This window comes from Halomonas campaniensis (assembly GCF_014193375.1).
In the GTDB taxonomy this organism is placed as follows: Bacteria; Pseudomonadota; Gammaproteobacteria; order Pseudomonadales; family Halomonadaceae; genus Halomonas; species Halomonas campaniensis.
This window is the reverse complement of record NZ_JACHZF010000006.1, coordinates 22,681-49,377: the sequence shown is the minus strand read 5'-3', so window position 1 is coordinate 49,377 and position 26,697 is coordinate 22,681. Positions and strand designations below refer to the sequence as shown.

Here is a 26,697-nt window from a genome sequence, read left to right as displayed (position 1 = left end):
TTATTGCTGAGAGGCAAAAGTCTTTTGCACCGAATGGGGGCGTAATTCCTCCGGGCAGGGCAGGCGGCGACGAAAGATGTGCTAGACCTTCTCTTGTCAACGCCTGAATCAGGACAACCAAAACAACGGGTGTGCCCAACCTTGGCCACCTTTCAGCGCGATTTCGGAGACACGCCATGCTTCGTAAAGTCCTCAGCACGGCAGTGGCCGCGGGAATGCTCTCGGCAGCCGCTGCCCATGCCAACCAGAACCTGCTTGAACTGCAGGACAACCCCGAATACTGGCCCACCCAGCTAGGCAACTACCAGGGCAATCGCTACAGCCAGCTCGACCAGATCAACCGCGACAACGTGAATGAGCTGCGCTCGGTCTGGCAGTTCTCCACCGGCGTCCTGCGCGGCCACGAGGGCGGGCCCCTCTATGTCGGCGACGGACGCCTCTATATCCATACGCCGTTCCCCAACAAGGTGTTCGCCCTGGACCTGGAGGACGAGGGGCGAGTCATCTGGAGCTACGAACCCGACCAGGACTCCCGGGTCATCCCGGTGATGTGTTGCGATACCGTCAACCGTGGCCTGGCCTATGCCGACGGGCGGCTGTTCCTCGGCCAGTCCGACAACACCCTGATCGCGCTGGATGCCGAGACCGGTGAGCTGCTCTGGGATGTCAGCAATGGCGATCATACCGTCGGCGAGACCAATACCATGTCGCCCCTGGTGGTCCATGACAAGGTCATCGTCGGCATCAGTGGCGGCGAGTTCGGCATCCGTGGCCACCTCACGGCCTATGATGTCGAGACCGGGGAGATGGCCTGGCGCGGCTACTCCACCGGCCCGGATGACGAGGTGCTGATCGATCCCGACACCACCCTGATGCTGGGCGAGCCCATCGGCGAGGCCGATCTCGGGGTGAGCACCTGGCCCGAGGGCGAGTGGGAGCGCGGCGGCGGTGCCCCCTGGGGCTGGGTTACCTATGACCCCGACCTCGACCTGATCTACTACGGCACCGGCAACCCGGGCACCTGGAACCCGGACCAGCGCACCAAGGATGGCGAGCCGGCAGACAACAAGTGGGCGATCACCGTGTTCGCCCGTGATCCCAACGACGGCTCGACCAAGTGGGTCTACCAGAAGGTGCCCTTCGACGAATGGGACTATGACGGGGTCAACGAGAACCAGTTGATCGACGTCGAATTCAACGGCGAGCAGCGCAAGGGGCTGGCGATCATCGATCGCACCGGCTTCGGCTTCCTGCTGGACCGCGAGACCGGTGAGCTGCTGGTGGCCGAGAAGTTTGCCCCCGAGACCAACTGGGCCGACAGCTACGACCTGGAGACCGGCCGTCCCAACGTCAACGAGGCCTACAGCACCTACCGCCAGGGGGTGAACGTCAACACCACCGACATCTGTCCTACCGCCATGGGCGCCAAGAACATGCAGCCCAGCGCCTATTCGCCGAAGACCGGGCTCCTCTACGCCGGGATCAACCGGATCTGCATGAACTACGAGCCCTACGAGACCGACTACGTGGCGGGCCAGCCCTATGTGGGGGCGACGCTCACCATGATGCCGGCGCCGACGCAGAACGGCGAGATGGAAGGCCGACTGGGCAGCTTCATCGCCTGGGATCCGGTGGCCGGTGAGGTGGTCTGGGAGGTCGACGAGCGCTTTGCGGTGTGGAGCGGTGCCCTGGCCACGGCCGGCGACCTGGCCTTCTACGGCACCCTCGAGGGGCACGTGAAGGCGGTGGATATCGAGACCGGCGAGGAGCTGTGGCGCTTCAAGACCCCCTCCGGCATCATCGGCAACATCAACACCTTCATGCACGAGGGCAAGCAGTACGTCGGAGTGCTCTCCGGGGTCGGCGGCTGGGCCGGGATCGGCCTGGCGGCGGGGCTCGAGGATCCCGAGGAGGGCCTGGGGGCAGTTAGCGCCTTCGCGACCCTGGGTGACTACACCAAGCTGGGCGGGGTGCTGACGGTCTTCGCCCTGCCAGATTGAGACCGGCTTGATGCTCCCCGGCGGGGCATGGACGAAGTGCCATGCCCCGTCGACCTATCCGACTCCGGGGCACCGCCCCGGTGCCCCGATAAGGACCGATTGCATGATGGTATTCCAGCGCACTTACTGGCCTGCCCTGGCTGTCGCCCTGCTGGGCCTGCTGCTTGTCCCCGCCACGGCGGCGCAGGAACTGGGGGAAGCGCCCTATCGACCAGGCGACTACGTGGTCGAGGACGGCAAGGTCGACCCCAACACCTATGAAGGCTACATCGTCTACACCCGGGCCTGCATGGCCTGTCATGGTCCGGATGGGCTCGGCTCATCCTTCGCGCCCAGCCTGATCCGCGCCGCAGAGCGCCGCGGCTGGGCCGATTTTGCCGGCACCGTGGCGGCGGGGCGTGAGGTGCAGCCGGGCCAGGTGATGCCCTCCTTCGCTGACGACCCCTACGTGATGCGCAATATCCCCTACATCTTCAGTTACATGCTGGCTCGCGGCGAGGGGGGGCTGGGTCGAGGCCGTCCCCAGATCATCGAGTCGATGCAGGATGAGGCGGAAAGCGGTGATGGCAACCAAGATGACTAGGGACGAGGGCTAGCGCCTGGCCTGGTTTTCCTATCCGGACCCGGAGGACGCATGGGTGGAACATTTCTGCGACGCTGGCCGCTGCTGGTCGCGCTGCTTCTCGGCGGTGCCTCTGTGCCGGCGGTGGCCGACCTGCCGGAGCGCCAGGCGCGCGAGGCGCTGCGAGTCTGTGCCGATGGCAACAACCTGCCCTTCAGCAACGAGGCGGGCGAGGGCTTCGAGAACCGTATCGCCGAGCTGATGGCCGAGGACCTGGGCGTACCCCTGGCCTATGTCTGGTCCCCTCAGGTGATGGGATTCGTGCGCAACACCCTGGAGCTGAGGGTCTGCGACGTCATGATCGGTGCCGTGGCCGGCTATGAGTTCGTGCAGAACTCCAACGAGGTCTATCGCTCCGTCTACTCCCTGGTGGTGCCCGAGGATTCCGACCTCCGGGTCGAAAGCCTGACGGACCCGTTGCTGCAGGGGCGACGTATCGGCGTGGTGACCGAGACGCCCCCCCTGGTGCCCCTGCGCCGTACCGGCGCCACCCTCCAGGGCTATCCCCTGATGGTCGATACCCGGGTCCGTGCCCCGGTGCGCGACGCCATCGAGGATGTCATGTCCGGCCGCACCGAGGGAGCCGTGCTGTGGGGGCCGCTGGCGGGGTACTACGCTGCCCGTCAGGAACCACCGCTCCGGGTCATTCCCCTGGTCGATGACGACTCGGGTGCGCATCTGGACTACCGCATCACCATGGGGATCCGCCGCGGCGAGCCCCACTGGAAGGACTGGATCAACGACTTCATCGACCGCCGCCAGGACGAGATCCACGCCATCCTCGCGGAGTATGGAGTGCCCCTGCTCGACCGCCGCGGTCGACTGCTGTCGCCCGGCGCGGGAGATGAGTCATGAGCCCCGCGCGGTTTCCGGCGGGTGCCATGTCCTCGCTGCTGGCCCTGGCGCTCGCCACCGGACTGCTGCTCTCCGGAACGCCAGTCGAGGCACAGCGTGCGGCGGCCGGTCCTCCCGACTGGCCGTGCGTCCAGCGCCTGATTCCGGAGCTTGCCTGGGGCACCATCTGGACTGGCCCCTCGCTGGACGAGCTGGAGCAGCGCTGGTGGGAGGACGAGGAGGTCGGTCGCGTGGCGCGCTTTGCCACGGCTCGCGACACCCCCGAGGAGCAGGCGCTGACGCGGGTGCGCGACTTCGTTGCCTCGGTGGATGATGACGAGGCAGAAGCGCGGCTGACGCTGCTGTTCGCCGGGCTGTTCGAGCTCACCGACCGCCAGCGCGGCCGGGCCATCGCGGCTACCCGCCAGGCGGCCCGGGCCCAGATGGCGAGGCTCGACACCATCTCTGGCATGGTCGATGACCTGGAGGCGCTGCGCGCCGACGACGCGGCGGATCCGGCGGACATCGAGCGACTCTCGGAAGGGCTGTTCTGGGAGCAGCGCACCTTCCAGAAGCGCCAGCAGGCGCTGCCGGCCATGTGCGAGCAGCCCTACCTGCTGGAGGAACGACTCGGCCGGATGGTGCGAGTGATCATGGAGCGGATGCCCTAGCAGCGGTGCGCGGGCACGTGATAACAACGACAAGACCACGACAGCGGCGGCATCGAGCTGCCTGAGGAGCCTGCATGACAACCTTGCCACTCCCCCCCCGCTGGCTGGCGGTGGGAGGGATCGTCATCGGCCTGGGCTGGTCGGTGGCGCTGCCTGCCGACACCCCCGACACCCTGACCCTGGGCTACCTGGGCATGGAACGGCCGGACGACCGGGAGCCGCTCTCGGTGCTCGACCCGGTTCTCGACGACGAGGGCCGCCAGGGGGCCCGGCTCGGCATCAACGACAACAACGCCACGGCACAGTTTCTCGGTCAGGAGTTCGTGCTGCACGAGGCCGAGGTGGCGCTGGGAGACGACGTCGGTGAGGCGCTGGAGCAGCTCATCGACGAGGGAGTCGACTGGATCATCAGCGGGCTGCCCTTTGATGCGCTGCAGGCAGTGATGGGGCATCCGGCCCTGGGCGACCGGGTGGTGTTCAACGCCTGGGCGCCGGATGACGCCCTGCGCGGGGAGGCCTGCCACCCCAACCTCTATCACACCACGCCGAGCCGGCGGATGCTGGCCGATGCGCTGGCCCAGTTCCTCGGCTACAAGCAGTGGGAGCGCTGGGCGCTGGTCTACGGCAACACCGACGAGGATCGCCGGCTCGCCGAGACGCTGCGCGCCGCGGCCGAGCGCTACGGTCATCGCATCGTCGGCGACAGGATGTGGCCCCACGACCCCATGGCGCGTCGCGCCGAGGGGGGCTTCCATGCCATCCAGCGGGAGATCCCGGTGTTCGTGCAGGACTTCCCGGACCACGACGTCCTGGTGGTCGCCGACGAGACCGACTACTTCGGCGAGTACTTTCCCTACCAGACCTGGGAGCCACGCCCGGTGGTGGGGACCCAGGGACTGATCGCCACCGCCTGGTACCGCGCCCACGAGTCCTGGGGCGCGGTACAGCTGCAGCGGCGCTTCGAGAAGCTGGCCGACCGCTGGATGACGCCGCGCGACTTCGGCGCCTGGCTCGCCGTGCGGTCGCTGGGGGAGGCGGCGGCGCGCACCGGCTCCGCCGAGCGGGAGGTCGTGCTCGAGTACATGCTCGGCGAGGAGTTCGAGCTTGCCGGCTACCTCGGGCTCCCGGTCAGCTACCGCACCTGGAACCACCAGCTTCGCCAGCCGATCCTGATCACCGGCCCGCGCATGGTGGCGTCGGTCTCGCCCCAGGAGGGCTACCTGCATCCTCGTACACCACTCGATGCACTCGGCGCCGATGAGGGGGAATCACAATGTCGCTTCTGACTCCGCGGGGCTGGTTCTCCGCTTCCCGACATGGCCTGCTCGGGCTGACCCTGGGCGGCTTGCTGGCACTGCCGCTGGCGGCCCAGGCGGAACGCATCTTTGTCTCCAATGAGAAGGACAACACCATTTCGGTCATCGACGGCGAGAGCCTCGAGGTGGTGGAGACCATCCCTGTCGGCCGCCGGCCGCGCTCCATGGCCTTCTCCAGCGACGGCAGCGAACTGTTCGTCGCGGTGGGTGACGACGAGTCCATCGACATGATCGACCTGGAGAGCCTCCGGGTGGTGCGCAGCCAGGCCTCCGGCGACGATCCCGAGGTGATTCGGGTGGATCCCAACCGCCCCTACATCTATGTCTCGAACGAGGATGACAACATCGTCTCGGTGCTCGACTACGAGTCCCGGACCCTGGTCACCGAGATCCCCGTGGGGGTCGAGCCCGAGGGGCTCGGCATCAGCCCCGACGGTCGCTGGCTGGTCTCCACCACCGAGACCTCCAACATGGCGCATATCATCGATGCCGAGCGCATGGAGGCGGTCCACCATCGCCTGGTGGGGGCGCGGCCGCGCCACGTCGAGTTCACCCACGACGGTCGAGAGGCCTGGGTCTCGGCGGAGATCGCCGGCACGGTGTCGATCCTCGACATGCAGGAGACCTTCGACGTCAAGCACACCATCCGCTTCGACGTGCCGGGGGTACCCCGGGAGACGGTCCAGGCGGTGGGGGTTGCCCTGACCTCCGACGGGCGCTACGCCTTCGTGGCCCTGGGGCCCTCCAACCGGGTGGCGGTGGTGGACCAGCAGACCTACGAGGTGCTCGATACCATCCTGGTCGGGCAGCGGGTCTGGCACCTGGCCCTCAACGGTGACGAGAGCCGCCTCTATACCACCAACGGGGTGAGCGGCGACGTCACCGTGATCGAGGTCGATGGCCTGCGGGCGACCCGCTCGATCCCGGTGGGGCGCTTCCCCTGGGGGGTGATCGTCGAACCGTGAAGGATTCGCCCACCAGGGATGGGGATGCACCTGCCCTCGAGGTCCAGGACCTGAGCTTCGCCTATGGCGGCCGGCCGGTGCTGGAGGCGATCTCCCTGGCCATCGCGGCCGGGGAGTTCGTCGTGCTGCTGGGCCCCAACGGGGCCGGCAAGACCACGCTCTTCTCGCTGATCACCCGGCTGCATGATCGGCGCCAGGGCGAGATCCGCATCGGCGGCTTCGACGTGAGACGCCAGGCGGTCAAGGCCCACGCGCGCATCGGCGTGGTCTTCCAGCAGCCGACCCTGGATCTGGATCTCAGCGTGGCCCAGAACCTCGCCTACCATGCCGCCCTGCACGGCATGGGCCCCGGCGAGGCGCGCCGCCGGGCCGAGGCCCAGCTGGCCCGGGTGGGCCTCGCCGATCGCCGGCGAACCCGGGTGCGCCGGCTCTCCGGCGGCCAGCGCCGCCGGGTGGAGATTGCCCGGGGGCTGCTCCACGAGCCGCGGCTGCTGCTGCTCGACGAGCCCACCGTGGGGCTCGACGTGGCCTCGCGGCGCGACCTGGTCGAGCACGCCCATCGGCTCTGCGCCGAGGAGGGCGTGGCGGTGCTCTGGGCCACCCACCTGATCGACGAGGTGCGCCCGGGGGATCGGGTGCTGGTGCTGCACCGCGGGCGACTGCTGGCCGACGGCACATCCGCCACGCTCACCGCACGGCTCGGCGTCGCCACCCTGGGCGAGGCCTTCGACCGCCTGGTCGGCGAGGAGGCGCCATGCGACTGATGCCATGGCTGCACTGCCTGCGCGGCGTGGTGGGGCGCGAGCTACTGCGCTTCCTGCACCAGCGCAGCCGCTTCCTGGCCGCCCTGGTTCGGCCGCTGGTCTGGCTGTTCGTGTTCGCCGCCGGCTTCCGCATGGCGCTGGGCGTGGCCATGACCGAGCCCTACCAGACCTACATCCTCTACGAGGTCTACATCGTGCCGGGGCTGGTAGGCATGATCCAGCTGTTCAACGGCATGCAGAGCTCGCTCTCCATGGTCTACGACCGGGAGATGGGCAGCATGCGGGTGCTGCTGGTCAGCCCCTTCCCGCGCTGGTACCTGCTGGTCTGCAAGCTGCTGGCCAGCACCCTGGTCTCGGCAGTGCAGGTCTACGTCTTCCTGGCCATCGCCTGGTGGTACGGCATCCAGGCGCCGCCGATGGGTTACCTGTGGGTCCTGCCGGCGCTGCTGGTCACCGGCTTCATGGTCGGGGCCCTGGGGCTGCTGCTCTCCACCTTCGTGCGCCAGCTGGAGAACTTTGCGGGGGTCATGAACTTCGTGATCTTCCCGATGTTCTTCCTCTCGTCGGCCCTCTACCCGCTGTGGCGACTTCGCGAAGGCAGCCACCTGGTCTACCAGATCGCCGCCTTCAATCCCTTCACCCATGCCGTGGAGATGATCCGCTTCGCCCTTTACGAGCGCGTCAATCCGGAGGCGATCCTGATCAGCGTGGCGGTGACCCTGGTGCTGCTGGCGCTGGCGATCCTCGGCTACAACCCCTCCCGCGGGCTGATGGCGCGCAAGGGCGGCGGGGACTGAACGCGAGACGGGGGCTCAGGGCTCGGCGTCGGCCGCAAGGGCCTCGAGGTAGCGGATGATCTGCCGGCGGGGCCGCTCGGCGAGCCCCCACAGCACCATGCGGTTGCCAGGCAGGAACTCCGCCGGGGCGGCGAGGAAGGCATCCAGGGTCTCGGCGTTCCAGTCGAAGTCGGCGGCCTCCAGGGTAGCCGAGTAGCCGAAGCCCGGAAGGCTCCCGGCCGGACGACCGATCAGGCCGTTCAGGCTGGGGCCGGCAATATGCACGCCGGGGGCCAGGCTGTGGCAGCCCACGCACTGGCTGCGAAACAGCCGCTCCCCCTGGATGCGGTCGGCGTCATCGGCCGCCGCAGGGGGCGCGACCAGGGCCGCCGAGAGGGCGATGCCCGTCAGGAGTCGACGCTGGGATGGGGGCAGGAGGCGTGCCACGGGGCGTCAGAAACAGCGCAGGTTGGCATCGGCCTGGGCCTGATGCAGGGCCTGTACCTGGTCCTGCATGCCGCGCTCGGTACGGAACAGCACGCCCAGCTCGCCTCGTTGGTCCTGCATGCTCATCACCGTGGCGACCTGTTCATACGCTTCGTGGCTGAGGTGCTCGGCAATGACGTCGATGCTGCATGAGCACTTCTGCATGGTCAGGTAGGTGTTGCCGTTGGCGGCCATGCAGCCCAGCACGTAGTCGACCCGGCTCTCCGTCGGATAGTCGTTGGCCACGGCCAGGGAGCTCACGAGCAGCGAGAGGGCCAGCAGGGGAAGGGCGGCGGAGCGGGCACCGCCCGACGGGAAGAGGATGCGCTTCATCAGGACCTCGGAGAGTGAAAGCTCCAGTTTCGTTACCCTTTCAAGCTATGGCACCTTGCCGGATTTTTCCACCGTGTTGGTCGTCGGGGAGTCAAGCCTGGCGCTTCGGCGCACCGGCAGCAGCTCCTCGATGTGCTCGACCAGGTAGTCGATGAACTGGTAGACCTTGGGCGAGCGGTGGCGATGGCGAGGATAGACGGCCCATACCGCGGTGTCGTCATGGCGGTAGGCGTCGAGCACCGAGATCAGCTCGCCGCTGGCGAGGTAGGGGTCCACGTAGTAGTCGGGGAGCTGGGCCAGCCCCAGCCCCTTGAGGGCGGCGTCGAGCAGGGCGGGGCCGGAGTTGCCCTCCCAGGGGCCCTCGACGCGCACCTCGCGCCGCACGCCGTGCATGTCGAAGCGCCAGTGGTCCCGGGAGCCGACCAGGCAGCGGTGCCGGGAGAGCTCCGAGAGGGTGTGCGGCACCGGCACCCGGGCGAAGTAGTTCGGCGAGCCGACGACATACTCGTGGCGCTCGCAGAGCCGCCGAGCGATCAGCGTCGAGTCCTTCAGGGTGCCCATGCGAATGGCAATGTCGTAGCCCTCGTTGATGATATCCACCTGGCGGTTGGTGAAATGGAAGCGCACCTCGAGCTGCGGATTGAGCCTCATGAAGTCATTGATCAGCGGGGCCACGAAGCGCTCGCCGAAGGTGGTGGCCGAGGTCAGCTTGAGGACGCCGCGGGGCTGCGCCTGCAGGTCGTTGATGGCGGCCTCGGCATCTCGCAGTCCGTCGAACAGGTGGTGGCAGTGCTCGTAGTAGAGGGATCCGGCATCGGTCAGCCGAATCTGGCGGGTGGTGCGATAGAGCAGGGTGGTCCCCAGCTGGGCCTCCAGCTGGCTGACCAGGCGGCTGACATGGGAGTTGGATACCTTCAGCTGCCGAGCGGCGGCGGCAAAGGTACCCAGGCGCACCACTTCGACGAATGCCTCGACCCTGTCCCAGCGTTGCATGGCCACCTCGTGAGGAAGGATTGTTGTTGATGGACAATAATGTCATGTCTTTAATGCAGTTTATCCCATGCCAGGGCATTGCCTACACTGGTTCCACCTTCTGTCCATCGTCAATGAGGATATCGCCATGAAATCACGTGCCGCCGTCGCCCTGGAGCCGGGCAAGCCCCTGGAGCTCGTCGAGATCGACGTCGAGGGTCCCAAGGCCGGCGAGGTGCTGGTCCAGATCGCCGCCACCAGCGTCTGTCACACCGACGCCTACACCCTCTCCGGCGCCGACCCGGAGGGCAACTTCCCGGCGGTACTGGGCCACGAGGGGGCCGGCATCGTCCAGGAGGTGGGCGAGGGGGTGACCAGCGTGCGCCCCGGCGACCATGTCATCCCGCTCTATACCGCCGAGTGCGGCCAGTGCAAGTTCTGCCTCTCCGGCAAGACCAACCTGTGCGGTGCGGTGCGTGCCACCCAGGGCAAGGGCCTGATGCCCGACGGCACCAGCCGCTTCTCGCTGGACGGCAAGATGCTGCACCACTACATGGGCACCTCCACCTTCAGCGAATACACCGTGCTCCCCGAGGTCTCCCTGGCGGTGGTCTCGAAGGAGGCGCCGCTGGACAAGATCTGCCTGCTGGGCTGCGGTGTGACCACCGGCATCGGTGCGGTGATGAACACCGCCAAGGTCGAGCCGGGTTCCACCGTCGCGGTGTTCGGCCTGGGCGCCATCGGCCTGGCCGTGATCCAGGGGGCGGTGATGGCCAAGGCCGGCCGCATCATCGCCATCGACGTCAACCCCGACAAGTTCGCCCTGGCCGAGCAGTTCGGTGCCACCGACTTCGTCAATCCCAAGGAGTACAGCGACCCGATCCAGCAGGTCATCGTCGACCTGACCGACGGCGGGGTCGACTACTCCTTCGAGTGCATCGGCAACGTCAACGTGATGCGCTCGGCGCTGGAGTGCTGCCACAAGGGCTGGGGCGAGTCGATCATCATCGGCGTGGCCGGGGCCGGCGAGGAGATCTGTACTCGTCCGTTCCAGCTGGTCACCGGCCGGGTCTGGAAGGGCTCCGCCTTCGGCGGCGTCAAGGGGCGCTCCCAGCTGCCCGGCTACGTCGAGCAGTACATGAACGGCGAGCTCAACATCGATGACTTCATCACCCACGACATGCCGTTCGAGAAGATCAACGAGGCCTTCGACCTGCTGCATGCCGGCAAGAGCATCCGTACCGTACTCCATTATTGAGTCGCGAGTGACACGCGCCTTTCCCTTCGCCGTCAGACGGAGGCCGGGTCGCCCCGGTCTCCAGGAGAATGATCCATGACCATGACCGAGAACCTGGAGCTGGTATCGGCCAACAAGAGCTTCGGCGGCTGGCACAAGCGCTACCGTCACCGTTCCCGGGCGCTGGACTGCGAGATGGTCTTCGCCATCTACCTGCCGCCCCAGGCCGAGACCGAGCGGGTGCCGATGCTCTGGTGGCTCTCCGGGCTGACCTGCACCGACGAGAACTTCATGCAGAAGGCCGGTGCCCACCGCATCGCCGCGGAGCTGGGGATCGCCATCGTCTGCCCCGATACCAGCCCGCGGGGCACCGACCTGCCCGGCGAGCATGACAGCTATGACTTCGGCTCCGGCGCCGGCTTCTACGTCAACGCCACCCAGGCGCCCTGGAAGACGCACTATCGCATGTACGACTACGTCACCGAGGAGCTGCCCTCGGTGGTACGCCAGCACTTCCCGGTGAACGGCCGCGAGTCGATCAGCGGTCACTCCATGGGCGGCCACGGTGCCCTGGTGATGGCCCTGCGCCGGCCCGGCCACTACCGCTCGGTGTCGGCCTTCGCGCCCATCGTCAATCCCACGGAGTGCCCCTGGGGCCAGAAGGCCTTCACCGGCTACCTGGGCGAGGATCGGGGGAAGTGGACCCAGTATGACGCCTGCGAGCTGGTGGCCCGCGGCGCCTCCAGCCAGCCGCTGTTCATCGACCAGGGCGAGGCCGACGACTTCCTCGAGGAGCAGCTCAGGCCCGAACGGCTCGAGGCGGTGTGTGCCGAGCACGACCATCCGCTGACCCTGCGTCGCCAGCCCGGCTATGACCACAGCTACTTCTTCATCGCCACCTTCATCGAGGACCACCTGCGCTATCACGCCGAACGGCTGCACAGGCAACGCTAGCGCGTTGAGGATGCACCGCTCGCTTGCCTCCCTTGCCGCCGAACGAGCCCGTATACTGGCCGCCTGGCGTCGGGTTGGCGGGGGCGAGTGACAGTGGGTCGAGCGATAGTGGGACGCGGGATGATCAGGGCCTGGGGACGCCGGCTGTGGCGCTGGGCGTGGCGGGCGCTGCTGGGCTTCGTGGTGCTCTCGGTGCTGCTGGTGCTGCTGTTCCGCCAGGCGCCGGTGTTCGGCTCCATGGTGATGGTGGAGCGCAAGGTGCAGTCCTGGGTCGCCCGGGAGCCCATCGAGCTCCGGCACCGCTGGCAACCCTGGGAGGCGCTGTCCGACCATGCCAAGCTGGCGGTGATCGCCGCCGAGGACCAGCGCTTCCCCGAGCACCGTGGCTTCGACCTGGTGGAGATGCGCCGCGCGTGGGAGTCCAACCGGGCCGGGGGGAGACTGCGCGGGGCCAGCACCCTCAGCCAGCAGACCGCCAAGAACCTCTTCCTGTGGACCGGCCGCAGCTGGCTGCGCAAGGGACTGGAGGCGTGGTTCACCCTGCTGATCGAGAGCCTGTGGCCCAAGCAGCGCATCCTCGAGGTCTACCTCAACATCGCCGAGTGGGACAGCGGCGTGTTCGGCCTGGAAGCCGCGGCCCAGAACTACTTCGGCGTCTCGGCGGGCCAGCTCAGCGCCGCCCAGGCCAGCCGCCTGGCGGCCATTCTGCCCAATCCGCGGGGCTGGGATGCGGCCCGGCCCAGCGCCCACGTGGAGCGGCGCAGCGCCTGGATCCGCCAGCAGATGAACAACCTCGGTGGGCCGGCCTATCTCGAGCGGCTTTGAAGCCCCACCTGTTCCTCCAGATTCTCCATCACATGGTGTCGCATTGCGGCTGCCGCCGGCGACAGGCTGACGCCGGCCCGGCAGATCAGCCCGATTCGGCGCTCCAGCCGGGGCTCCGCCAGCGGCACGAAGCGCAGCCGAACATGCTCCTCCTGGAAGGCCAGGCGCGGCAGGGTCGTGATGCCGATGCCCGCCTCGAGCATGGCGGTCAGCGAAATCATGTTGGAGATGTACAGGGCACTGTGCTCGAGGAGTTCGGCGGCGGGTGAGCCCTCGAGCAGCCGCGAGGTACCGTTGCGGATCAGGGCGTGTCCGGCCAGCTCGCGCCAGTGCAGGCGGTCGCGCCCGGCCAGGGGATGGTCGTCCCGGCATACCACGCCGATCTCGTCGTGCAGCAGCGGGATGAAGTCGAGCCCCTCCTCGGCCTGCCAGAGGCTGGTGATGCCCAGCTCCACTTCTCCGCTCAGCACCCTCTGGCTCACCAGCTCGGAGTGGCCATCCTGCAGGTTGATCTCGATGCCCGGGTAGTCGATCACGAAGCTCGCCAGGATACCGGGCATCAGGCGGCTGGCCACCGAGGGCACCGTGGCGATGTCGACACGCCCGGCCTGGTGGCTGGCCATGGCCAGGGCGTCGCGGCTGACCCGGTCGTGGTGGGCGACCAGTTCGCGAAAGCGCGGCAGGCACCACTGCCCGAAGGGCGTCAGCGCGGCCTTGCCGTTGCCCTTCTCGAAGATGGGCTGTCCGAGGCGCTCCTCGAGGTCGCGCACCGCCATGGAGATCGCCGGCTGGCTGCGATGCAGGTGCCTGGCCGCGGCGTGGAAGCCGCCCTGGTCGGCGATGGCCAGCACGCAGCGCAGCGGCTGGAGCTTAAGTTCGGGCAGCATGGTAAGTTATCCTGATTATTTCATCGAATTTATTGATTATCCTTATCTTGGTGGCTCTCCTAGGATGGCGTCAACGCTATCCAGGAGGTATCCCATGTCCCAGTCCCATCCGCTTTTCATTGCCGGCCAGTGGCGCGAGGGCGAGAGCGCCATCGCCAACCACAACCCCTCGGACACCAATGACCTGATCGGCCACTACGCCCAGGCCAGCGTCGCCCAGGTCGGCGAGGCCGTCGTCGCGGCCCGGCAGGGGCAGCGCGAGTGGGCCAGGAGCGGCCTGGAGCAGCGCTATGCCCTGCTGATGGCCATCGGCGACGAGCTGGTCGCCCGCAAGGACGAGCTGGGCCACCTGCTCTCCCGCGAGGAGGGCAAGCCGCTGGCCGAGGGGGTGGGCGAGGTCTACCGCTCGGCACAGTTCTTTCACTACTACGCCGCCGAGGTGCTGCGCCAGCTCGACGAGCGGGTGGACTCCGTGCGCCCCGGCGTCGAGATCGAGACCCGCCGCGAGCCGGTCGGGGTGGTGGGCGTGATCAGCCCCTGGAACTTCCCCATGGCCACGGCGGTATGGAAGATCGCCCCGGCGCTGGCCTTCGGCAATGCGGTGGTGTTCAAGCCGGCCAACCTGGTGCCGGCCAGTGCCTGGGCGCTGACCGAGATCATCAGCCGCCAGGCGCTGCCCCCCGGCACCTTCAACCTGCTGATGGGTCCCGGCGGCAGCGTCGGCGATGCCCTGATCTCGAGCCCCGACATCCATGCCCTGAGCTTCACCGGCTCACTGGAGGTGGGACGGCGCGTGGCGGCCGCCACCGCCGGCAACCTGGTGAAGTGCCAGCTGGAGATGGGCTCCAAGAACGCGCTGATCGTGGCCGACGATGCCGACCTCGACCTCGCCGTGGAGGCAGCCTTCGCCGGCGCCTATTCCGGCACCGGGCAGAAGTGCACGGCCTCCTCGCGGCTGATCGTCACCGAGGCGGTCCACGACACCTTCGTCGAGAAGCTCATCGCCCGGCTGGACCGGGCGACGGTGGGCCATGCCCTGGCACAGGGCGTGCAGATCGGCCCGGTGGCGGATGCCCGCCAGCTCGAATCCAACCTGGCCTGGATCGAGCGGGCCCGCGAGCAGGGCGCCATGCTGGCCTATGGGGGCGAGCGTCTCGAGCGAGAGACCCCGGGCTACTACATGGCGCCGACCCTGTTCACCGACACCACCAACGATATGGCGATCAACCGCGAGGAGGTCTTCGGCCCCATCGCCTGCGTGATCAGGGTCGCGGATGCCGAGGAGGCCATCGAGACCCTCAACGACACCAATTTCGGGCTGACCGCCGGCATCATCACCGACTCCCTGAAACTGGCCAACGCCTTCAAGGCCCGCGCCGAGACCGGCTGCGTGATGGTCAACCTGGCCACCGCCGGCACCGATTACCACGTGCCGTTCGGGGGGCGCAAGGACTCGAGCTTCGGTCCCCGCGAGCAGGGTCGCTATGCCCGCGAGTTCTACACCGTGGTCAAGACCTGCTACGTCAAGGCTTGAGGAGCGCTCCATGTCCAAGCAAATACTGACCGTCGACGGCCTGCAGTACTCGAACTGGTCCAGGGAGATCTTCCAGCAGATGCGCGAGGGCGGCCTCGATGCGGTGCATGCGACGCTGGTCTATCACGAGAACACCCGCGAGACCCTCTCCCGGCTCGGCGAATGGAACCGCCGCTTCGAGCAGCATCACGACCTGATCATGCCGGTACTGGAGCCGGGTGACATCGAGCGTGCCCGCGCCGCCGGCAAGGTGGGTGTCTTCCTCGGTTCCCAGAACTGTTCGCCCATCGAGGACGACATCGACATGGTGGCGGTGATGCGTCGACTGGGCCTGCTGATCATGCAGCTGACCTACAATAACCAGAGCCTGCTGGCCTGTGGCTGCTACGAGAGCGAGGACAGCGGCATCACCCGCTTCGGTCGGCAGGTGATTCGCGAGATGAACCGGGTCGGCATGGTCATCGACATGTCCCACAGTGCCGAGCGCTCCACGCTGGAGGCCATCGAGCTCTCCGAACGCCCGGTGATCATCTCCCACGCCAATCCCGAGTTCTTCCACCCGGCCAAGCGCAACAAGTCCAACCGCGTGCTTGCGGCGATCGCTGAGTGCGATGGCCTGCTGGGCTTCTCGGCCTACCCCTTCCACCTCAAGGATGGCCCGGACTGCACCCTCGAGGCCTACTGCGAGATGATCGCGCGGACCGTTGACCTGATGGGCATCGACCATGTGGGCCTGGGCACCGACCTCTGCCAGGCGCAGCCCGTCTCGGTGCTGGAATGGATGCGCAACGGACGCTGGTCCAAGGAGATGGACTACGGCGAGGGGAGTGCCAGCAACGCCGGCTGGCCGCGCCCGCTGCCCTGGCTGCGCGACAGCCGGGACTTCCCCAACCTGATCGACGGGCTGCGTCAGCGCGGCTTCGACGACACCGAGATCGAACGCATCATGGGCCGTAACTGGCTGGCACTGCTGGAACGTGCCGCGTCGCCTGTCGCCGGCTGAGACTCCACCTGACGGTTCCTCCAATAACAAGGAAAACATCATGAGTACGCCTGACAACCATACCTCGGAAAGGCCGAGTACCGGCCTCATCAACCGCTTCGGCGACCCCGTCGTCCTGGGGCTCAGTGTCGGTTTCGTCGTGCTGTTCGTCGTGCTGTCGATCATCGACGTGGAGGGTGTCGCCTCTGCCATCGGTGACGGCTTCGCCTGGACCGCCGCCATCCTCGGCTCCTACTTCCAGCTGCTGCTGCTGCTGACCTTCTTCATTGCCATGGGCCTGGCCGTGTCGCCGGCGGCCAGTGCCAAGGTCGGCGGTCTCGACACGCCGGAGCTGAGTACCTTCAAGTGGCTGTCGATCATCATGTGTACCTTGCTGGCCGGGGGCGGCGTCTTCTTCGCTGCCGGTGAGCCGGTCTACCATTTCGTGGTCACGCCGCCGGCCTTCGACAGCGAGCCGGGAACCGTGCAGGCCGTCGCCGGCGCGCTGGCGCAGTCGTTCATGCACTGGGGCTTTCTGGCCTGGGCCGTGCTGGGCTCGCTGACCGCCGTGGTGCTTGCCCACTCCCACTACGACAAGGGCCTGCCGCTGCAGCCGCGGACCCTGCTCTATCCGGTCTTCGGGCAGCGCGTGATGAGCGGCTGGCTCGGTGGGGTGGTCGATGCCTGCTGCGTGATCGCCGTGGTGGCGGGCACCGTGGGGCCGATCGGCTTCCTGGCGACCCAGGTCAGCTTCGGGCTGCATGAGCTGGTCGGCGTCGCCGAGGGCTATGGCACCCAGCTGGTGATCCTGATCGTGCTGGGTGCCCTCTATGTCACCTCCGCGGCGACCGGTATCCACCGCGGCATCCAGCTGCTCAGCCGGTTCAATGTCTTCCTGGCGCTGGCCATTGCGGCCATCATTTTCATTTTCGGCCCCACCCTCTTCCTGACCAATGCCTACCTCCAGGGCTTCGGCGAGTACGTGAGCTCCTTCCTGGCCATGGCCACCATGACCTCGGAAACCGCCCCGGCCTGGTGGATGCAGTGGTGGACGGTATTCTTCTTCGCCTGGTTCATCGGCTATGGCCCGCTGATGGCGATCTTCGTGGCGCGCATCTCGCGAGGCCGCACCATCCGCCAGATGATCCTCGCCGTGGCGGTCATGGCCCCCATTGCCACGACGGTGTGGTTTACCCTGCTCGGCGGTTCGGGGATCCATTTCCAGCTGACCGGCGCGATCGAACTGACCGAGGCCCTGAACAACTTCCAGTTCGACGTGGCGACCCTGACCGTGGCCCAGGCGTTGCCGGGTGGCATGCTCATGGCACTGGCCATCCTGCTGCTGACCACGATCTTTGTCGCCACTACCGGCGACTCCATGAGCTATGCCATCGCCGTGGTCTGCACCGGTCACGACCGTCCCCATGTCGGGGTGCGTGTCTTCTGGGGCGTGGCCATGTCGCTGATGGCGGCCATCCTGCTCTACATGGGCTCGGGACAGATCGGCGTGCTGCAGCAGTTCATCGTGATCACCGCGATTCCGGTCTCGCTGGTGCTGCTTCCGTCGCTGTGGGCTGGCCCCCAGGCCGCCTATGCCATGGCGCGTCAGCAGGGCCTCACCACCCGGCCCAAGGTGATCGTCAATGACTAGTGCGGATCTCGTCTCGGCGGCACCGCTCGGCCTGCGTTCCGCCGATGAGGTGATGCGGCTCGAGCGGCTCGGCAGCCTGCATGCCACCCGGCTGAGCTTCGTGCGTAGCCTGGTGCGTCAGATGGCCCGGCAGCGCTGGCAGGTCAGCCGGGTGCGCTTCGACCTGGATGCCGAGGGCCATGGCACGGCCATCTACCGGCTGCAGACGCCCCATGGCCGCTACCACGGCGTGATGTTCGCCCAGCCGCTGGACGACGCACGCCGCTCCGACCGGGTCATCGCCGAGGCCTGGGACGTGACCTTCGGCCTGGTGGAGGGCGACGTCGATGACAGCCTGCTGGCGCAGATGGCCGCCAACGTGCCGCTACAGGAAGCGGGGCGTCAGCATCCCAGGGTGCTGGTGCTGTCGCGGGCCAACAAGAGCCTGCGCAACTTCGCCCACTTCGCCGAGGCCCTGGCCCGCGGCGAGCAGCCCGATCCCGCCTGGCTGACCCGGGTCGGCTACCTCTACCGGACCACGGCGGTCTACGGCAACGGCAAGTTCGGTATCGCCGACTTCGCCCGCCTGCTGGACAACCCCGACTTCCGGCGGCCCTTCTCGGCGCAGATGGCCGGCGTCTACCTGCTGCGGCACTTCTCCATCGAGCAGGTCGAGCACCTCGCGGCCTGTCGTTCACCGGACACCGCCTGTCGCCTGGCCACTGAACTGCGGCGCTACCTGGGGATCGGCAACTCCACCGGGCTCGGCATGGCGCCCTTCCTGATCAACCATCCGCAGCTGATTGCCCAGTGGGTCACCCAGCGCGAGACGGCCCTGACCCTGGCCCTGCGTCAGGCACCGGAGGAGGCCGAGCGCGAGCGTCTGATCGCGCTGACCCGCCGTGCCATGCAGCATCTCGATGAGACCGTCACCGAGGACGCCGAACAGGCCGAGCGCAATGCGGCCACGGTCGCCGCGCTGCCCGACGTGCTGACCTGGCTTGCCAGCGTGCCGCTGGAGGCCGATATCTGGCAGCAGCTGGTGGAGTGGAGCGCCCGCACCCTGCCGCTGGAGGCCCAGGAGCTGATCAACACCCTGCTGATCGAGCTCTATCCGGACCAGGTCGACGCCCTGGAGGACCGGATGGGGGTGGCGGAGAACCTCGACCTGGAGCCTGACATGCCGCTGATGCGCCTGCGTCAGCTGATCGAGACCCACTATGGCTGGGCGCTGGCCCATGACTACGCGAGCCGCGAGGGCGCCTACTGGTTCTGGTATCGCTCCGCCGAGAAGGAGGAGCCGAGGCTGGGGGTGCGCCATGCCGAGCCCGGCGCCGAGAAGGAGATGCCCATTGCCATCGGCCCGCGCGTGGCGCGTACCCACCAGGCACTATGTGACTTCCTCGAGCGTCATCCGCGGGCCACGGTGGTCGACTTCCTGCTCGAGCATCCCCGCCACAAGGAGGTGGTGCGCCGCATCCAGACCCTGGTCAGGGAGCCCTACGGCGATATCCACGCCAACCTCTGGCATCGCGACATGAAGCCGATGCATCTGCTGCGCACCAAGCTCTCCTTCTTCGGGGCCAGTCGCTTCGACCCCAAGTCGGACCGTTGGGTGCGGATCACCCTCTTCCAGGGCGCGCCGCTGGTCGAGGAGCTCAATGCCGAGCCGCAGGACCTCGCCGACTTTGACGACTGGAGCTTCCCCCTCGAGCCCGCACGGGCGGGGGAAGCCGGTTCCATCCACGGGCGTACGGGAGTGGCAGCACAATGATCGTCTCCTACAACGAACTCCAGGGCCTGTGCCGCAAGGCCTTCAGCGGGATCGGCTTCGAAGACGGGGATGCCGCCGATGCCGCCGACATGGTCGCCTGGATGCAGTGTCACGGCCTGCACGGCGTCGAGCAGCTCAACCGGGGCCTGGACTACCTCCTCGAGGAGGATCCCGAGGCACGGCCGCGGCTGATCTACCAGGATGGTGACCTGGCGGTGCTCGACGGGCAGGGCCACAGCGTGCTGCGAAGCATCAGCCTGGCCACCGAGCTCGGCTTTGCCAAGGCGCGTGCCCGTGGTCTCTCGGTGGTCAAGATACGCCGTTGTCACAATCGCCAGCTGATCATGGGCTACCTATCGCGGCTGGCCGGGCGTGGCATGAACATCACCGCCTTCTGGCGCAATGCCCAGATGCCCCTCACCGAGCAGGTGGTGGCCTTCCGCGCGGGCCATGCCACGCCGGAGGTGCGCGTCTACTCGGTGCGCGACGTGCCCGAGGAGAACGAGCCCAACGACGGCATCACCCTGGTGATGGCCAACCACGTGGAGCTGCTGCCCTCCCTGGGCGCCGACCACGACCTCGACCTGCTGGCCCATCATCCCGAGTCGGAGCTGCTGGCCTGTCGACAGCTGGCCCTCAAGGAAGGCATCGAGGTGGACGATGCCATCTGGGCGCGCCTCAAGACTCTGGCGCACCGCATCCTGGTGGAGTCCAGCGACGCCTCCCGGGGCGGTGCCGGTGCCGGCGACCACGACAACGATTGATCCCTTCATCCTCACGAGACGCTTCCATGATCCAACCCGTCGCCACCGACCTCTATGCCGCCAAGGCCCCGCTGGAGTGGGCCGTCATCGGCAATGGCATCCTCTTCACCGCCCAGATCCCCATCGGCGCCGACGGGGCCGTCGTCGACGGCGGGATCGAGGCCCAGGCCCGCCAGACCCTGGAGAACCTCCGTCACACCCTGGCGTGTGCCGGCGGCAGCATGGCCAACCTGACCCAGGTGCTGATCTACGTGACCCGTCGCGAGGACCTGGCCACGGTCAATCGCCTCTATGCCGAGTACGTCAGCGCGCCTTACCCCAATCGCGCGGCGATCATCGTCTCGGGATTCGCCCGGGAGGAGATGCTCGTCGAGATGGTGGCCTATGCTGTCATGCAGGAAACCGTTGACGGCGAGTTGTGCTGAGCGCGACATCCTCGTATCCATTCGCTCACCGGCCCGTTGCCCAGCCATTGTCCTGATGTCGGGCGGGTGACACCATGCCGATGATGGCCGTCGTCGCCCGCCAAGGGCCGGCAAGCTGTCGACATCGCGCCACCTCACAAGCATTACAACGAGCCCGCCATGACAGAATCGATCGTCAATCCCAAGCGTCCCTTCCGCGGCAAGCCGCGCGGACGCGACCTGCCGCCGGTGGCGCTGGCGGCCCTGCGCATGCTGCTGGGCGACGAGCGCGCCGACCCGGGCCTGCGACAGCGGGACCGGCTCATCGAGCACCTGCACGCCCTCCAGGATGCCCATGGCCACCTCTCCCTGGCGGAACTGCGGGCGCTGGCCGCCTACATGGCCCTGCCCATGGCGACGGTCTACGAGACGGCCACCTTCTACGCCCACTTCGACGTGGTCCACGACGACCAGTCGCCGCCGCCGGAGGTCACGGTGCGGGTCTGCGATTCGCTCTCCTGCCAGCTGGCAGGCGCCGAAGCCCTGCGCGAACGCCTCGCGGCCGGCTTCGCCCCCGAGACGGTGCGCGTGGTGCGCGCCCCCTGCATGGGGCGCTGCGACACCGCGCCGGTGGCGGAGGTGGGCCACCACCACGTGCTCTTCGCCACCGCCGAGGGCGTGGAGGCGGTGGTGGATACCGGCCACTTCCATCCCGAGGCGATCCTCTGGCAGCGCCTGGCCGATTACCGCGGCGCCGGCGGCTACCGCCTGCTGGCCGCGTGTCGCGACGGTGAGGTGAGCGTCGAGGCGCTGATCGACGAACTCGAGCGTTCGGGGCTGAGGGGCCTTGGCGGGGCGGGGTTTCCCACCTACCGCAAGTGGCAGGCGGTGCGCGCCGAGCCCGGCCCGCGCTATGCGGTGATCAACGCCGACGAGGGCGAGCCCGGCACCTTCAAGGACCGCCATTACCTGGAGCGCGAGCCGCACCGCTTCCTGGAGGGGGCCCTGATCAGTGCCTGGGCGGTGGAGGCCTGCGCGCTCTATATCTACCTTCGCGACGAGTATCCCGGCCTGCATCGGGTGCTGTGCGAGGCCATCGATGAGCTGGTCGCCGCGGGCCTGGTCGCGCCGGACTTCGTGATCCTGCGTCGTGGCGCCGGCGCCTACATCTGCGGCGAGGAGTCGGCGCTGATCGAGTCCCTGGAGGGCAAGCCCGGCAAGCCCCGCCACCGCCCGCCCTTCGTCGCCCAGAAGGGGCTCTTCGACCGTCCCACCCTGGTCAACAACGTGGAAACCGTCTACTGGATCCCGCTGATCCACGAGAAGGGCGCCGACTGGTTCGCCGACCAGGGCCGCCATGGCCGCCGCGGGCTACGCAGCTTCTCGCTCTCCGGCCGGGTCAAGCGCCCCGGGGTGCACCTGGCCCCGGCCGGGATCACCCTGAACGAGTTGCTGCAAGAGTATGGCGGCGGCATGCAGGAGGGTCACCGCCTCGCCGGCTACCTGCCGGGGGGCGCCTCCGGGGGGATCCTGCCGGCCAGCAAGGCCGATATTCCGCTGGACTTCGATACCCTTCAGGAGGCGGGCTGCTTTATCGGCTCCGCCGCCGTGATAGTGCTTTCGGACCAGGATGACCTGCGTGCGGTGGCCACCAACCTGCTGGCCTTCTTCGCCGACGAATCCTGCGGCCAGTGCACACCGTGCCGGGTCGGCACCGAGAAGATGCTGACCCTGCTGGAGCGCGACGCCTGGGATGTCGAGCAGCTCGAGCGGCTCTCCCGGGTGATGATGGATGCCTCCATCTGCGGCCTGGGCCAGGCGGCCCCCAACCCGGTGCTGAGCCTGCTTCGGGACTTCCGCGACGAGCTCGCGGCCCAGAACCTGATCGTGAAGGGGTAGGGAGGCAGAGATGAGCGACCCGAGCGTGAACGAGAGCTTTACCCTGACCCTGGATGGCGCTGAGATCAGCGCCTTTCCCGGCGAGACCCTCTGGCAGGTGGCCCGGCGCGCCGGCGAGACCATCCCGCACCTCTGCTTCAAGGACGCCCCCGGCTACCGGGCCGACGGCAACTGCCGGGCCTGCATGGTCGAGATCGAGGGCGAGCGAGTGCTGGCGGCGAGCTGCATCCGCGAGGCGGCTCCCGGGATGGTGGTGAGGAGTGCCAGCTCCGAGCGTGCCCGGGAGGCGCGCGAGGGCGTCATGGCGCTGCTGCTCGCCGACCAGCCGGCACGAGAGGCGGGCCCCGACCGTTCCAGCCACTTCTGGGCCATGGCCGACGCCCTGGCCATCGACGCCACCGCTGTGCAGGCACGCCTGCCCGCCCGCGCGGAACGGGCGGCGCCCACGGTTCACCATGTCGCCGAACGCTCGGCCGAGCTCCCCCATGCCGGGGGGCAGGACGCCAGCCACCCGGCGATGAGCGTCAACCTCGACGCCTGCATCGAGTGCGGCCTCTGCGTGCGTGCCTGCCGCGAGGTGCAGGGCAACGACGTCATCGGGCTGGCCCATCGCGGGGCGGCGGCGAAGATTGTCTTCGATTTCGACGACCCCATGGGGGAGAGTACCTGCGTGGCCTGCGGCGAGTGCGTCCAGGCCTGCCCCACCGGGGCGCTGATGCCCGCCACCCTGGTGGACGAGGCGGGCCGCGGCGACTCGGCGGTGGCCGACCGCACCGTCGACTCCGTTTGCCCCTACTGCGGGGTGGGCTGCCAGCTTACCTACCATGTGAAGGATGACGTACCACACGTCGAGGAGCACCGGGGGCAGGACGAAGGGGAGGTCCGAGGACCAGGGATGGCCGAGGTAGCCTCCAGGGAGGGACTTGTAGCGCCTCCCCGCAGTCCTGTCGCCGGAACAGCCCCGGGGCCTGGGCGCATTCTCTTCGTCGAGGGCCGCGACGGGCCGTCGAACCAGAACCGGCTCTGCGTCAAGGGGCGCTTCGGCTTCGACTACCCCAACCACCCGGCGCGGCTGACCAAGCCACTGATCCGCAGGCCGGGCGTGCCCAAGGGGCTCGACCCCGATTTCGATACGGCCCGGCCGCTGACCCATTTCCGCGAGGCGAGCTGGGAGGAGGCGCTGGACGCCGCCGCGGGCGGGCTCGCCGACCTCAAGGCGGCCCAGGGTCCCGATGGCCTGGCCGGCTTCGGCAGCGCCAAGTGCTCCAACGAGGAGGCCTGGCTGTTCCAGAAGCTGGTGCGCACAGGTTTCGGCTCCAACCACGTGGACCACTGCACGCGGCTCTGCCACGCCAGTTCCGTGGCGGCGCTGATGGAGTGCCTGGGCTCCGGCGCGGTGACGGCGTCATTCATGCAGGCCCTCGAGGCCGACGTGGTGATCCTCACCGGCTGCAACCCGGCGGTGAACCACCCGGTGGCGGCCACCTACTTCAAGCAGGCGGCCAGAAACGGCACCAAGCTGATCATCCTCGACCCCCGCGGCCAGGCGCTGGATGCCTACGCCTGGCGCAGCGTGCGCTTCACCCCCGGCGGCGACGTGGCGCTCTACAACGCCATGCTCAACGTGATCGTCAGCGAGGGGCTCTACGACCAGGCGTACATCGACGCCCACACCGAGGGCTTCGAGGCGCTCAGGGCCAGCGTGGCGGACATGACCCCGGAGGCGATGAGCGGACTGTGCGGTGTGTCCCCCGAGGCCATCCGTGAGATCGCCCGCGCCTACGCCACCGCCGAGCGGGCGATGATCTTCTGGGGCATGGGCATCTCCCAGCACGTCCACGGCACCGACAACGCCCGCTGCCTGATCTCGCTGGCGCTGGCCTGCGGCCAGACCGGCCGCCCCGGCACCGGCCTGCACCCGCTGCGCGGCCAGAACAACGTCCAGGGCGCCTCCGATGCCGGCCTGATCCCCATGGTGCTGCCCGACTATCAGCCGGTGGGCGACGCCCAGCTGCGTGCCGCCTTCGAGGAGCTCTGGAACGCCGAGCTCGACCCCGAGCCCGGGCTCACCGTGGTGGAGATCATGGATGCCATCCTGGCCGGGACCATCAAGGGGATGTACATCCTCGGCGAGAACCCGGCGATGTCCGACCCGGACCTCCACCACGCCCGCCAGGCGCTGGCCGCCCTGGAACACCTGGTGGTGCAGGACCTGTTCGTCACCGAGACCGCCCAGTTCGCCGACGTCATCCTGCCGGCCACCGCCTGGCCCGAGAAGGACGGCACGGTGACCAACACCAACCGCCAGGTGCAGCTGGGCCGGGCCGCCGTGGCCCCGCCGGGGGAGGCGAAACCCGACTGGTGGATCATCCAGGAGATCGCCCGGCGCCTGGGGCTGGCCTGGGACTACGCCCACCCGCGCGAGGTGTTTGCCGAGATGAAACAGGGCATGCACTCCCTGGACCATATCGCCTGGGAGCGCCTGGAGCGCGAGGGCTCGGTGACCTACCCGTGCCCGGCCGACGATGCGCCGGGGGATGACGTGGTGTTCTCCGACGCCTTCCCCCGGGCTGGCGGCCGGGCGACGTTCTCGCCCACCCGGCCGCTGCCGCCGGACGAGCCGATCGACGCCGACTACCCCACGGTGCTGACCACCGGGCGCCAGCTGGAGCACTGGCACACCGGCGCCATGACGCGGCGGGCCAGCGTCCTCGACGCGCTCGAGCCCGAGGCGTCGGCCAGCCTGTCGCCGGGGGAGCTGCACCGGCTCGGCGTGGCGCCTGGCACGCCGATCACCATCACCACCCGGCGCGGCGCGATCACCCTGGCGGCGCGAGTCGACCCGGGCATGCCCGAGGGCATGGTCTTCGTGCCCTTCGCCTACGTGGAAGCGGCGGCCAACCTGCTGACCAACCCGGCCCTGGACCCCTTCGGCAAGATCCCGGAGTTCAAGTACGCGGCCTGCCGCCTGTCGCCGGCTTCCCCCTGACCACCAGCACCACGCCGGCGATGGCGATGGCCATGCCGGCCAGCGCCGGCAGGGGCAGCCGCTCGTCGAACAGCCACCACGCCTGCAGCGCCGTCACCGGCGGCACCAGGTAGAAGAGGCTGGCCACCCGGGACGCCTCGCCCCGCCGGATCAGCGCCATCAGCAGCAGGATGGCGCTGATCGACAGCACCAGCACCAGCCAGCCCAGGGTTAGCAGGAAGGTGGGCGTCCACTCCACGCTGCGCTCCTCGAAGAGCAGGGCACCGATCCCCAGCAGGATCCCGGCGGCCAGGTACTGCACCACGGTGCCGGAGAGCAGCGGCATGCCGGTGCAGTAGCGCTTCTGGTAGAGGGTGCCGCAGGAGATGCCCGCCAGCGCGACGCTCACCGCGGCCAGGGCGCCCAGGCCGAAGCCCTGGAACAGCGCCTCGCCGGGGTCCAGCTTGCTGCCCAGCACCAGGGTGATGCCCACCAGCCCCAGCGCCAGCCCCAGCCACTGCGCCAGCGAGAGCCGCTCCCCGAGCAGCGGGCCGGCCAGGGCGGCGGTGAGCAGCGGCTGCAGGCCGACCAGCAGCGAGGCGAGCCCCGCCGGCATGCCCAGGTAGATGCCATAGAAGACCCCGCCCAGGTAGGCGCCATGCACCAGCAGGCCGGAGACGGCGATATGCCCCCACAGCCGCGCGCCCCGCGGCCACTCGCCCGAGAGCCAGTGGGCCAGCGGCACCAGCAGCGCCAGGGTCAGGGCGAAGCGGATGAACAGGAAGGTGAAGGGTTCGGCGTAGGGCAGGCCGAACTTGGCACCGATGAAGCCGGTGCTCCACAGCGCCACGAACAGCAGCGGCATGGCGGCGAGCCACAGGGTGGCCATCCGGGAGGAGGGGGTGGCAGGCATGGCAGACGTCCAGGTCAGGGGTTCCAGAGAGCCCCTGACGATACTGCGCCGGCCGGGTTTCGCAAAGTCCCCCTCGGGACGGGCCACTTTCTTCGCAGCGTAATGCATCGCGTTTGCATCATGTGGCTGACCCGGCAGGGCCTGGCATGACGGGCCTCGCGGCGGAGTGGTGGCTTACCCTGTCGCA

24 protein-coding genes are annotated in these 26,697 nt (G+C 68.3%); 19 read left to right on the top strand and 5 right to left on the bottom strand.

Annotation, left to right across the window (positions count from 1 at the left end; all coding sequences use genetic code 11):
• Positions 1-176 precede the first annotated feature (176 nt).
• The 8 genes from BDK63_RS04925 to BDK63_RS04890 all read left to right on the top strand — a co-directional run bounded on the left by BDK63_RS04925 (position 177) and on the right by BDK63_RS04890 (position 7,969).
• Positions 177-2,000 carry a methanol/ethanol family PQQ-dependent dehydrogenase gene (locus tag BDK63_RS04925; RefSeq protein ID WP_183330261.1) on the top strand — a complete coding sequence of 608 codons (1,824 nt, stop codon included), beginning with the start codon at positions 177-179 and terminating at the stop codon, positions 1,998-2,000.
• 103 nt (positions 2,001-2,103) lie between these two features.
• On the top strand, positions 2,104-2,583 hold the full coding sequence (locus BDK63_RS04920; protein ID WP_183330260.1) for a c-type cytochrome: 480 nt from the start codon (positions 2,104-2,106) through the stop codon (positions 2,581-2,583).
• Between the two features lie 51 nt (positions 2,584-2,634).
• Positions 2,635-3,477 carry a quinoprotein dehydrogenase-associated putative ABC transporter substrate-binding protein gene (locus BDK63_RS04915; RefSeq protein WP_183330259.1) on the top strand — a complete coding sequence of 281 codons (843 nt, stop codon included), beginning with the start codon at positions 2,635-2,637 and terminating at the stop codon, positions 3,475-3,477.
• Entirely contained in the window at positions 3,474-4,127 is a 654-nt protein-coding gene (locus BDK63_RS04910) for a hypothetical protein (RefSeq protein ID WP_183330258.1), read from the top strand. The genes BDK63_RS04915 and BDK63_RS04910 overlap by 4 nt, the downstream gene beginning before the upstream one ends.
• Before the next feature lie 74 nt (positions 4,128-4,201).
• Positions 4,202-5,413 carry an ABC transporter substrate-binding protein gene (locus tag BDK63_RS04905; protein WP_183330257.1) on the top strand — a complete coding sequence of 404 codons (1,212 nt, stop codon included), beginning with the start codon at positions 4,202-4,204 and terminating at the stop codon, positions 5,411-5,413.
• Positions 5,401-6,408 carry a PQQ-dependent catabolism-associated beta-propeller protein gene (locus tag BDK63_RS04900; protein ID WP_183330256.1) on the top strand — a complete coding sequence of 336 codons (1,008 nt, stop codon included), beginning with the start codon at positions 5,401-5,403 and terminating at the stop codon, positions 6,406-6,408. The genes BDK63_RS04905 and BDK63_RS04900 overlap by 13 nt, the downstream gene beginning before the upstream one ends.
• Complete coding sequence (gene ccmA / locus BDK63_RS04895) at positions 6,405-7,172, top strand: heme ABC exporter ATP-binding protein CcmA (RefSeq protein ID WP_183330255.1); 768 nt, start codon at positions 6,405-6,407, stop codon at positions 7,170-7,172. Before BDK63_RS04900 ends, ccmA begins: the two co-directional genes overlap by 4 nt.
• Positions 7,163-7,969 carry an ABC transporter permease gene (locus BDK63_RS04890; RefSeq protein ID WP_183330254.1) on the top strand — a complete coding sequence of 269 codons (807 nt, stop codon included), beginning with the start codon at positions 7,163-7,165 and terminating at the stop codon, positions 7,967-7,969. Before ccmA ends, BDK63_RS04890 begins: the two co-directional genes overlap by 10 nt.
• A gap of 15 nt (positions 7,970-7,984) precedes the next feature.
• On the opposite strand, the gene BDK63_RS18525 is transcribed toward BDK63_RS04890, so the two are convergent.
• The 3 genes from BDK63_RS18525 to BDK63_RS04875 are packed head-to-tail and all read right to left on the bottom strand — an operon-like array spanning position 7,985 to position 9,760.
• Positions 7,985-8,395, bottom strand: a complete 411-nt coding sequence (locus BDK63_RS18525; protein WP_183330253.1) for a c-type cytochrome — start codon at positions 8,393-8,395, stop codon at positions 7,985-7,987.
• A 6-nt stretch (positions 8,396-8,401) separates the two neighbouring features.
• Positions 8,402-8,767 (bottom strand): hypothetical protein, encoded by a 366-nt coding sequence (locus BDK63_RS04880; protein ID WP_183330252.1) that lies wholly within the window; start codon positions 8,765-8,767, stop codon positions 8,402-8,404.
• A 45-nt stretch (positions 8,768-8,812) separates the two neighbouring features.
• Entirely contained in the window at positions 8,813-9,760 is a 948-nt protein-coding gene (locus tag BDK63_RS04875; protein ID WP_183330251.1) for a LysR family transcriptional regulator, read from the bottom strand.
• A 127-nt stretch (positions 9,761-9,887) separates the two neighbouring features.
• On the opposite strand from BDK63_RS04875, the gene BDK63_RS04870 reads away from it, so the two are divergent.
• From BDK63_RS04870 to mtgA, 3 genes are all read left to right on the top strand, one after another.
• Positions 9,888-10,997, top strand: coding sequence for an S-(hydroxymethyl)glutathione dehydrogenase/class III alcohol dehydrogenase (locus tag BDK63_RS04870; RefSeq protein ID WP_183330250.1), 1,110 nt, complete (start codon positions 9,888-9,890; stop codon positions 10,995-10,997).
• A 75-nt stretch (positions 10,998-11,072) separates the two neighbouring features.
• Positions 11,073-11,930, top strand: a complete 858-nt coding sequence (fghA, locus tag BDK63_RS04865; RefSeq protein WP_183330249.1) for an S-formylglutathione hydrolase — start codon at positions 11,073-11,075, stop codon at positions 11,928-11,930.
• Between the two features lie 120 nt (positions 11,931-12,050).
• On the top strand, positions 12,051-12,755 hold the full coding sequence (gene mtgA / locus BDK63_RS04860) for a monofunctional biosynthetic peptidoglycan transglycosylase (protein ID WP_183330248.1): 705 nt from the start codon (positions 12,051-12,053) through the stop codon (positions 12,753-12,755).
• Here mtgA and BDK63_RS04855 read toward each other — a convergent pair.
• Complete coding sequence (locus BDK63_RS04855) at positions 12,737-13,642, bottom strand: LysR family transcriptional regulator (protein WP_183330247.1); 906 nt, start codon at positions 13,640-13,642, stop codon at positions 12,737-12,739. The genes mtgA and BDK63_RS04855 overlap by 19 nt on opposite strands.
• Positions 13,643-13,736: 94 nt before the next feature.
• On the opposite strand from BDK63_RS04855, the gene BDK63_RS04850 reads away from it, so the two are divergent.
• From BDK63_RS04850 to fdhF, 8 genes are all read left to right on the top strand, one after another.
• Positions 13,737-15,176 (top strand): aldehyde dehydrogenase family protein, encoded by a 1,440-nt coding sequence (locus tag BDK63_RS04850; RefSeq protein ID WP_183330246.1) that lies wholly within the window; start codon positions 13,737-13,739, stop codon positions 15,174-15,176.
• Positions 15,177-15,186: 10 nt separating this feature from the next.
• Complete coding sequence (locus tag BDK63_RS04845; RefSeq protein ID WP_183330245.1) at positions 15,187-16,179, top strand: dipeptidase; 993 nt, start codon at positions 15,187-15,189, stop codon at positions 16,177-16,179.
• Between the two features lie 40 nt (positions 16,180-16,219).
• Positions 16,220-17,809, top strand: coding sequence for a BCCT family transporter (locus BDK63_RS04840; RefSeq protein WP_183330244.1), 1,590 nt, complete (start codon positions 16,220-16,222; stop codon positions 17,807-17,809).
• On the top strand, positions 17,802-19,562 hold the full coding sequence (locus tag BDK63_RS04835) for a hypothetical protein (RefSeq protein WP_183330243.1): 1,761 nt from the start codon (positions 17,802-17,804) through the stop codon (positions 19,560-19,562). Before BDK63_RS04840 ends, BDK63_RS04835 begins: the two co-directional genes overlap by 8 nt.
• A complete protein-coding gene (locus BDK63_RS04830; protein ID WP_183330242.1) occupies positions 19,559-20,326 on the top strand; it encodes an Ldh family oxidoreductase in 768 nt (255 codons plus the stop codon). The genes BDK63_RS04835 and BDK63_RS04830 overlap by 4 nt, the downstream gene beginning before the upstream one ends.
• Before the next feature lie 26 nt (positions 20,327-20,352).
• Entirely contained in the window at positions 20,353-20,751 is a 399-nt protein-coding gene (locus BDK63_RS04825) for a RidA family protein (protein WP_183330241.1), read from the top strand.
• A gap of 159 nt (positions 20,752-20,910) precedes the next feature.
• A complete protein-coding gene (locus BDK63_RS04820) occupies positions 20,911-22,629 on the top strand; it encodes an NADH-ubiquinone oxidoreductase-F iron-sulfur binding region domain-containing protein (protein WP_183330240.1) in 1,719 nt (572 codons plus the stop codon).
• 10 nt (positions 22,630-22,639) lie between these two features.
• On the top strand, positions 22,640-25,618 hold the full coding sequence (gene fdhF / locus BDK63_RS04815; protein ID WP_183330239.1) for a formate dehydrogenase subunit alpha: 2,979 nt from the start codon (positions 22,640-22,642) through the stop codon (positions 25,616-25,618).
• Here fdhF and BDK63_RS04810 read toward each other — a convergent pair.
• Complete coding sequence (locus BDK63_RS04810; RefSeq protein WP_221202523.1) at positions 25,578-26,510, bottom strand: DMT family transporter; 933 nt, start codon at positions 26,508-26,510, stop codon at positions 25,578-25,580. The genes fdhF and BDK63_RS04810 overlap by 41 nt on opposite strands.
• Between the last annotated feature and the right edge of the window lie 187 nt (positions 26,511-26,697).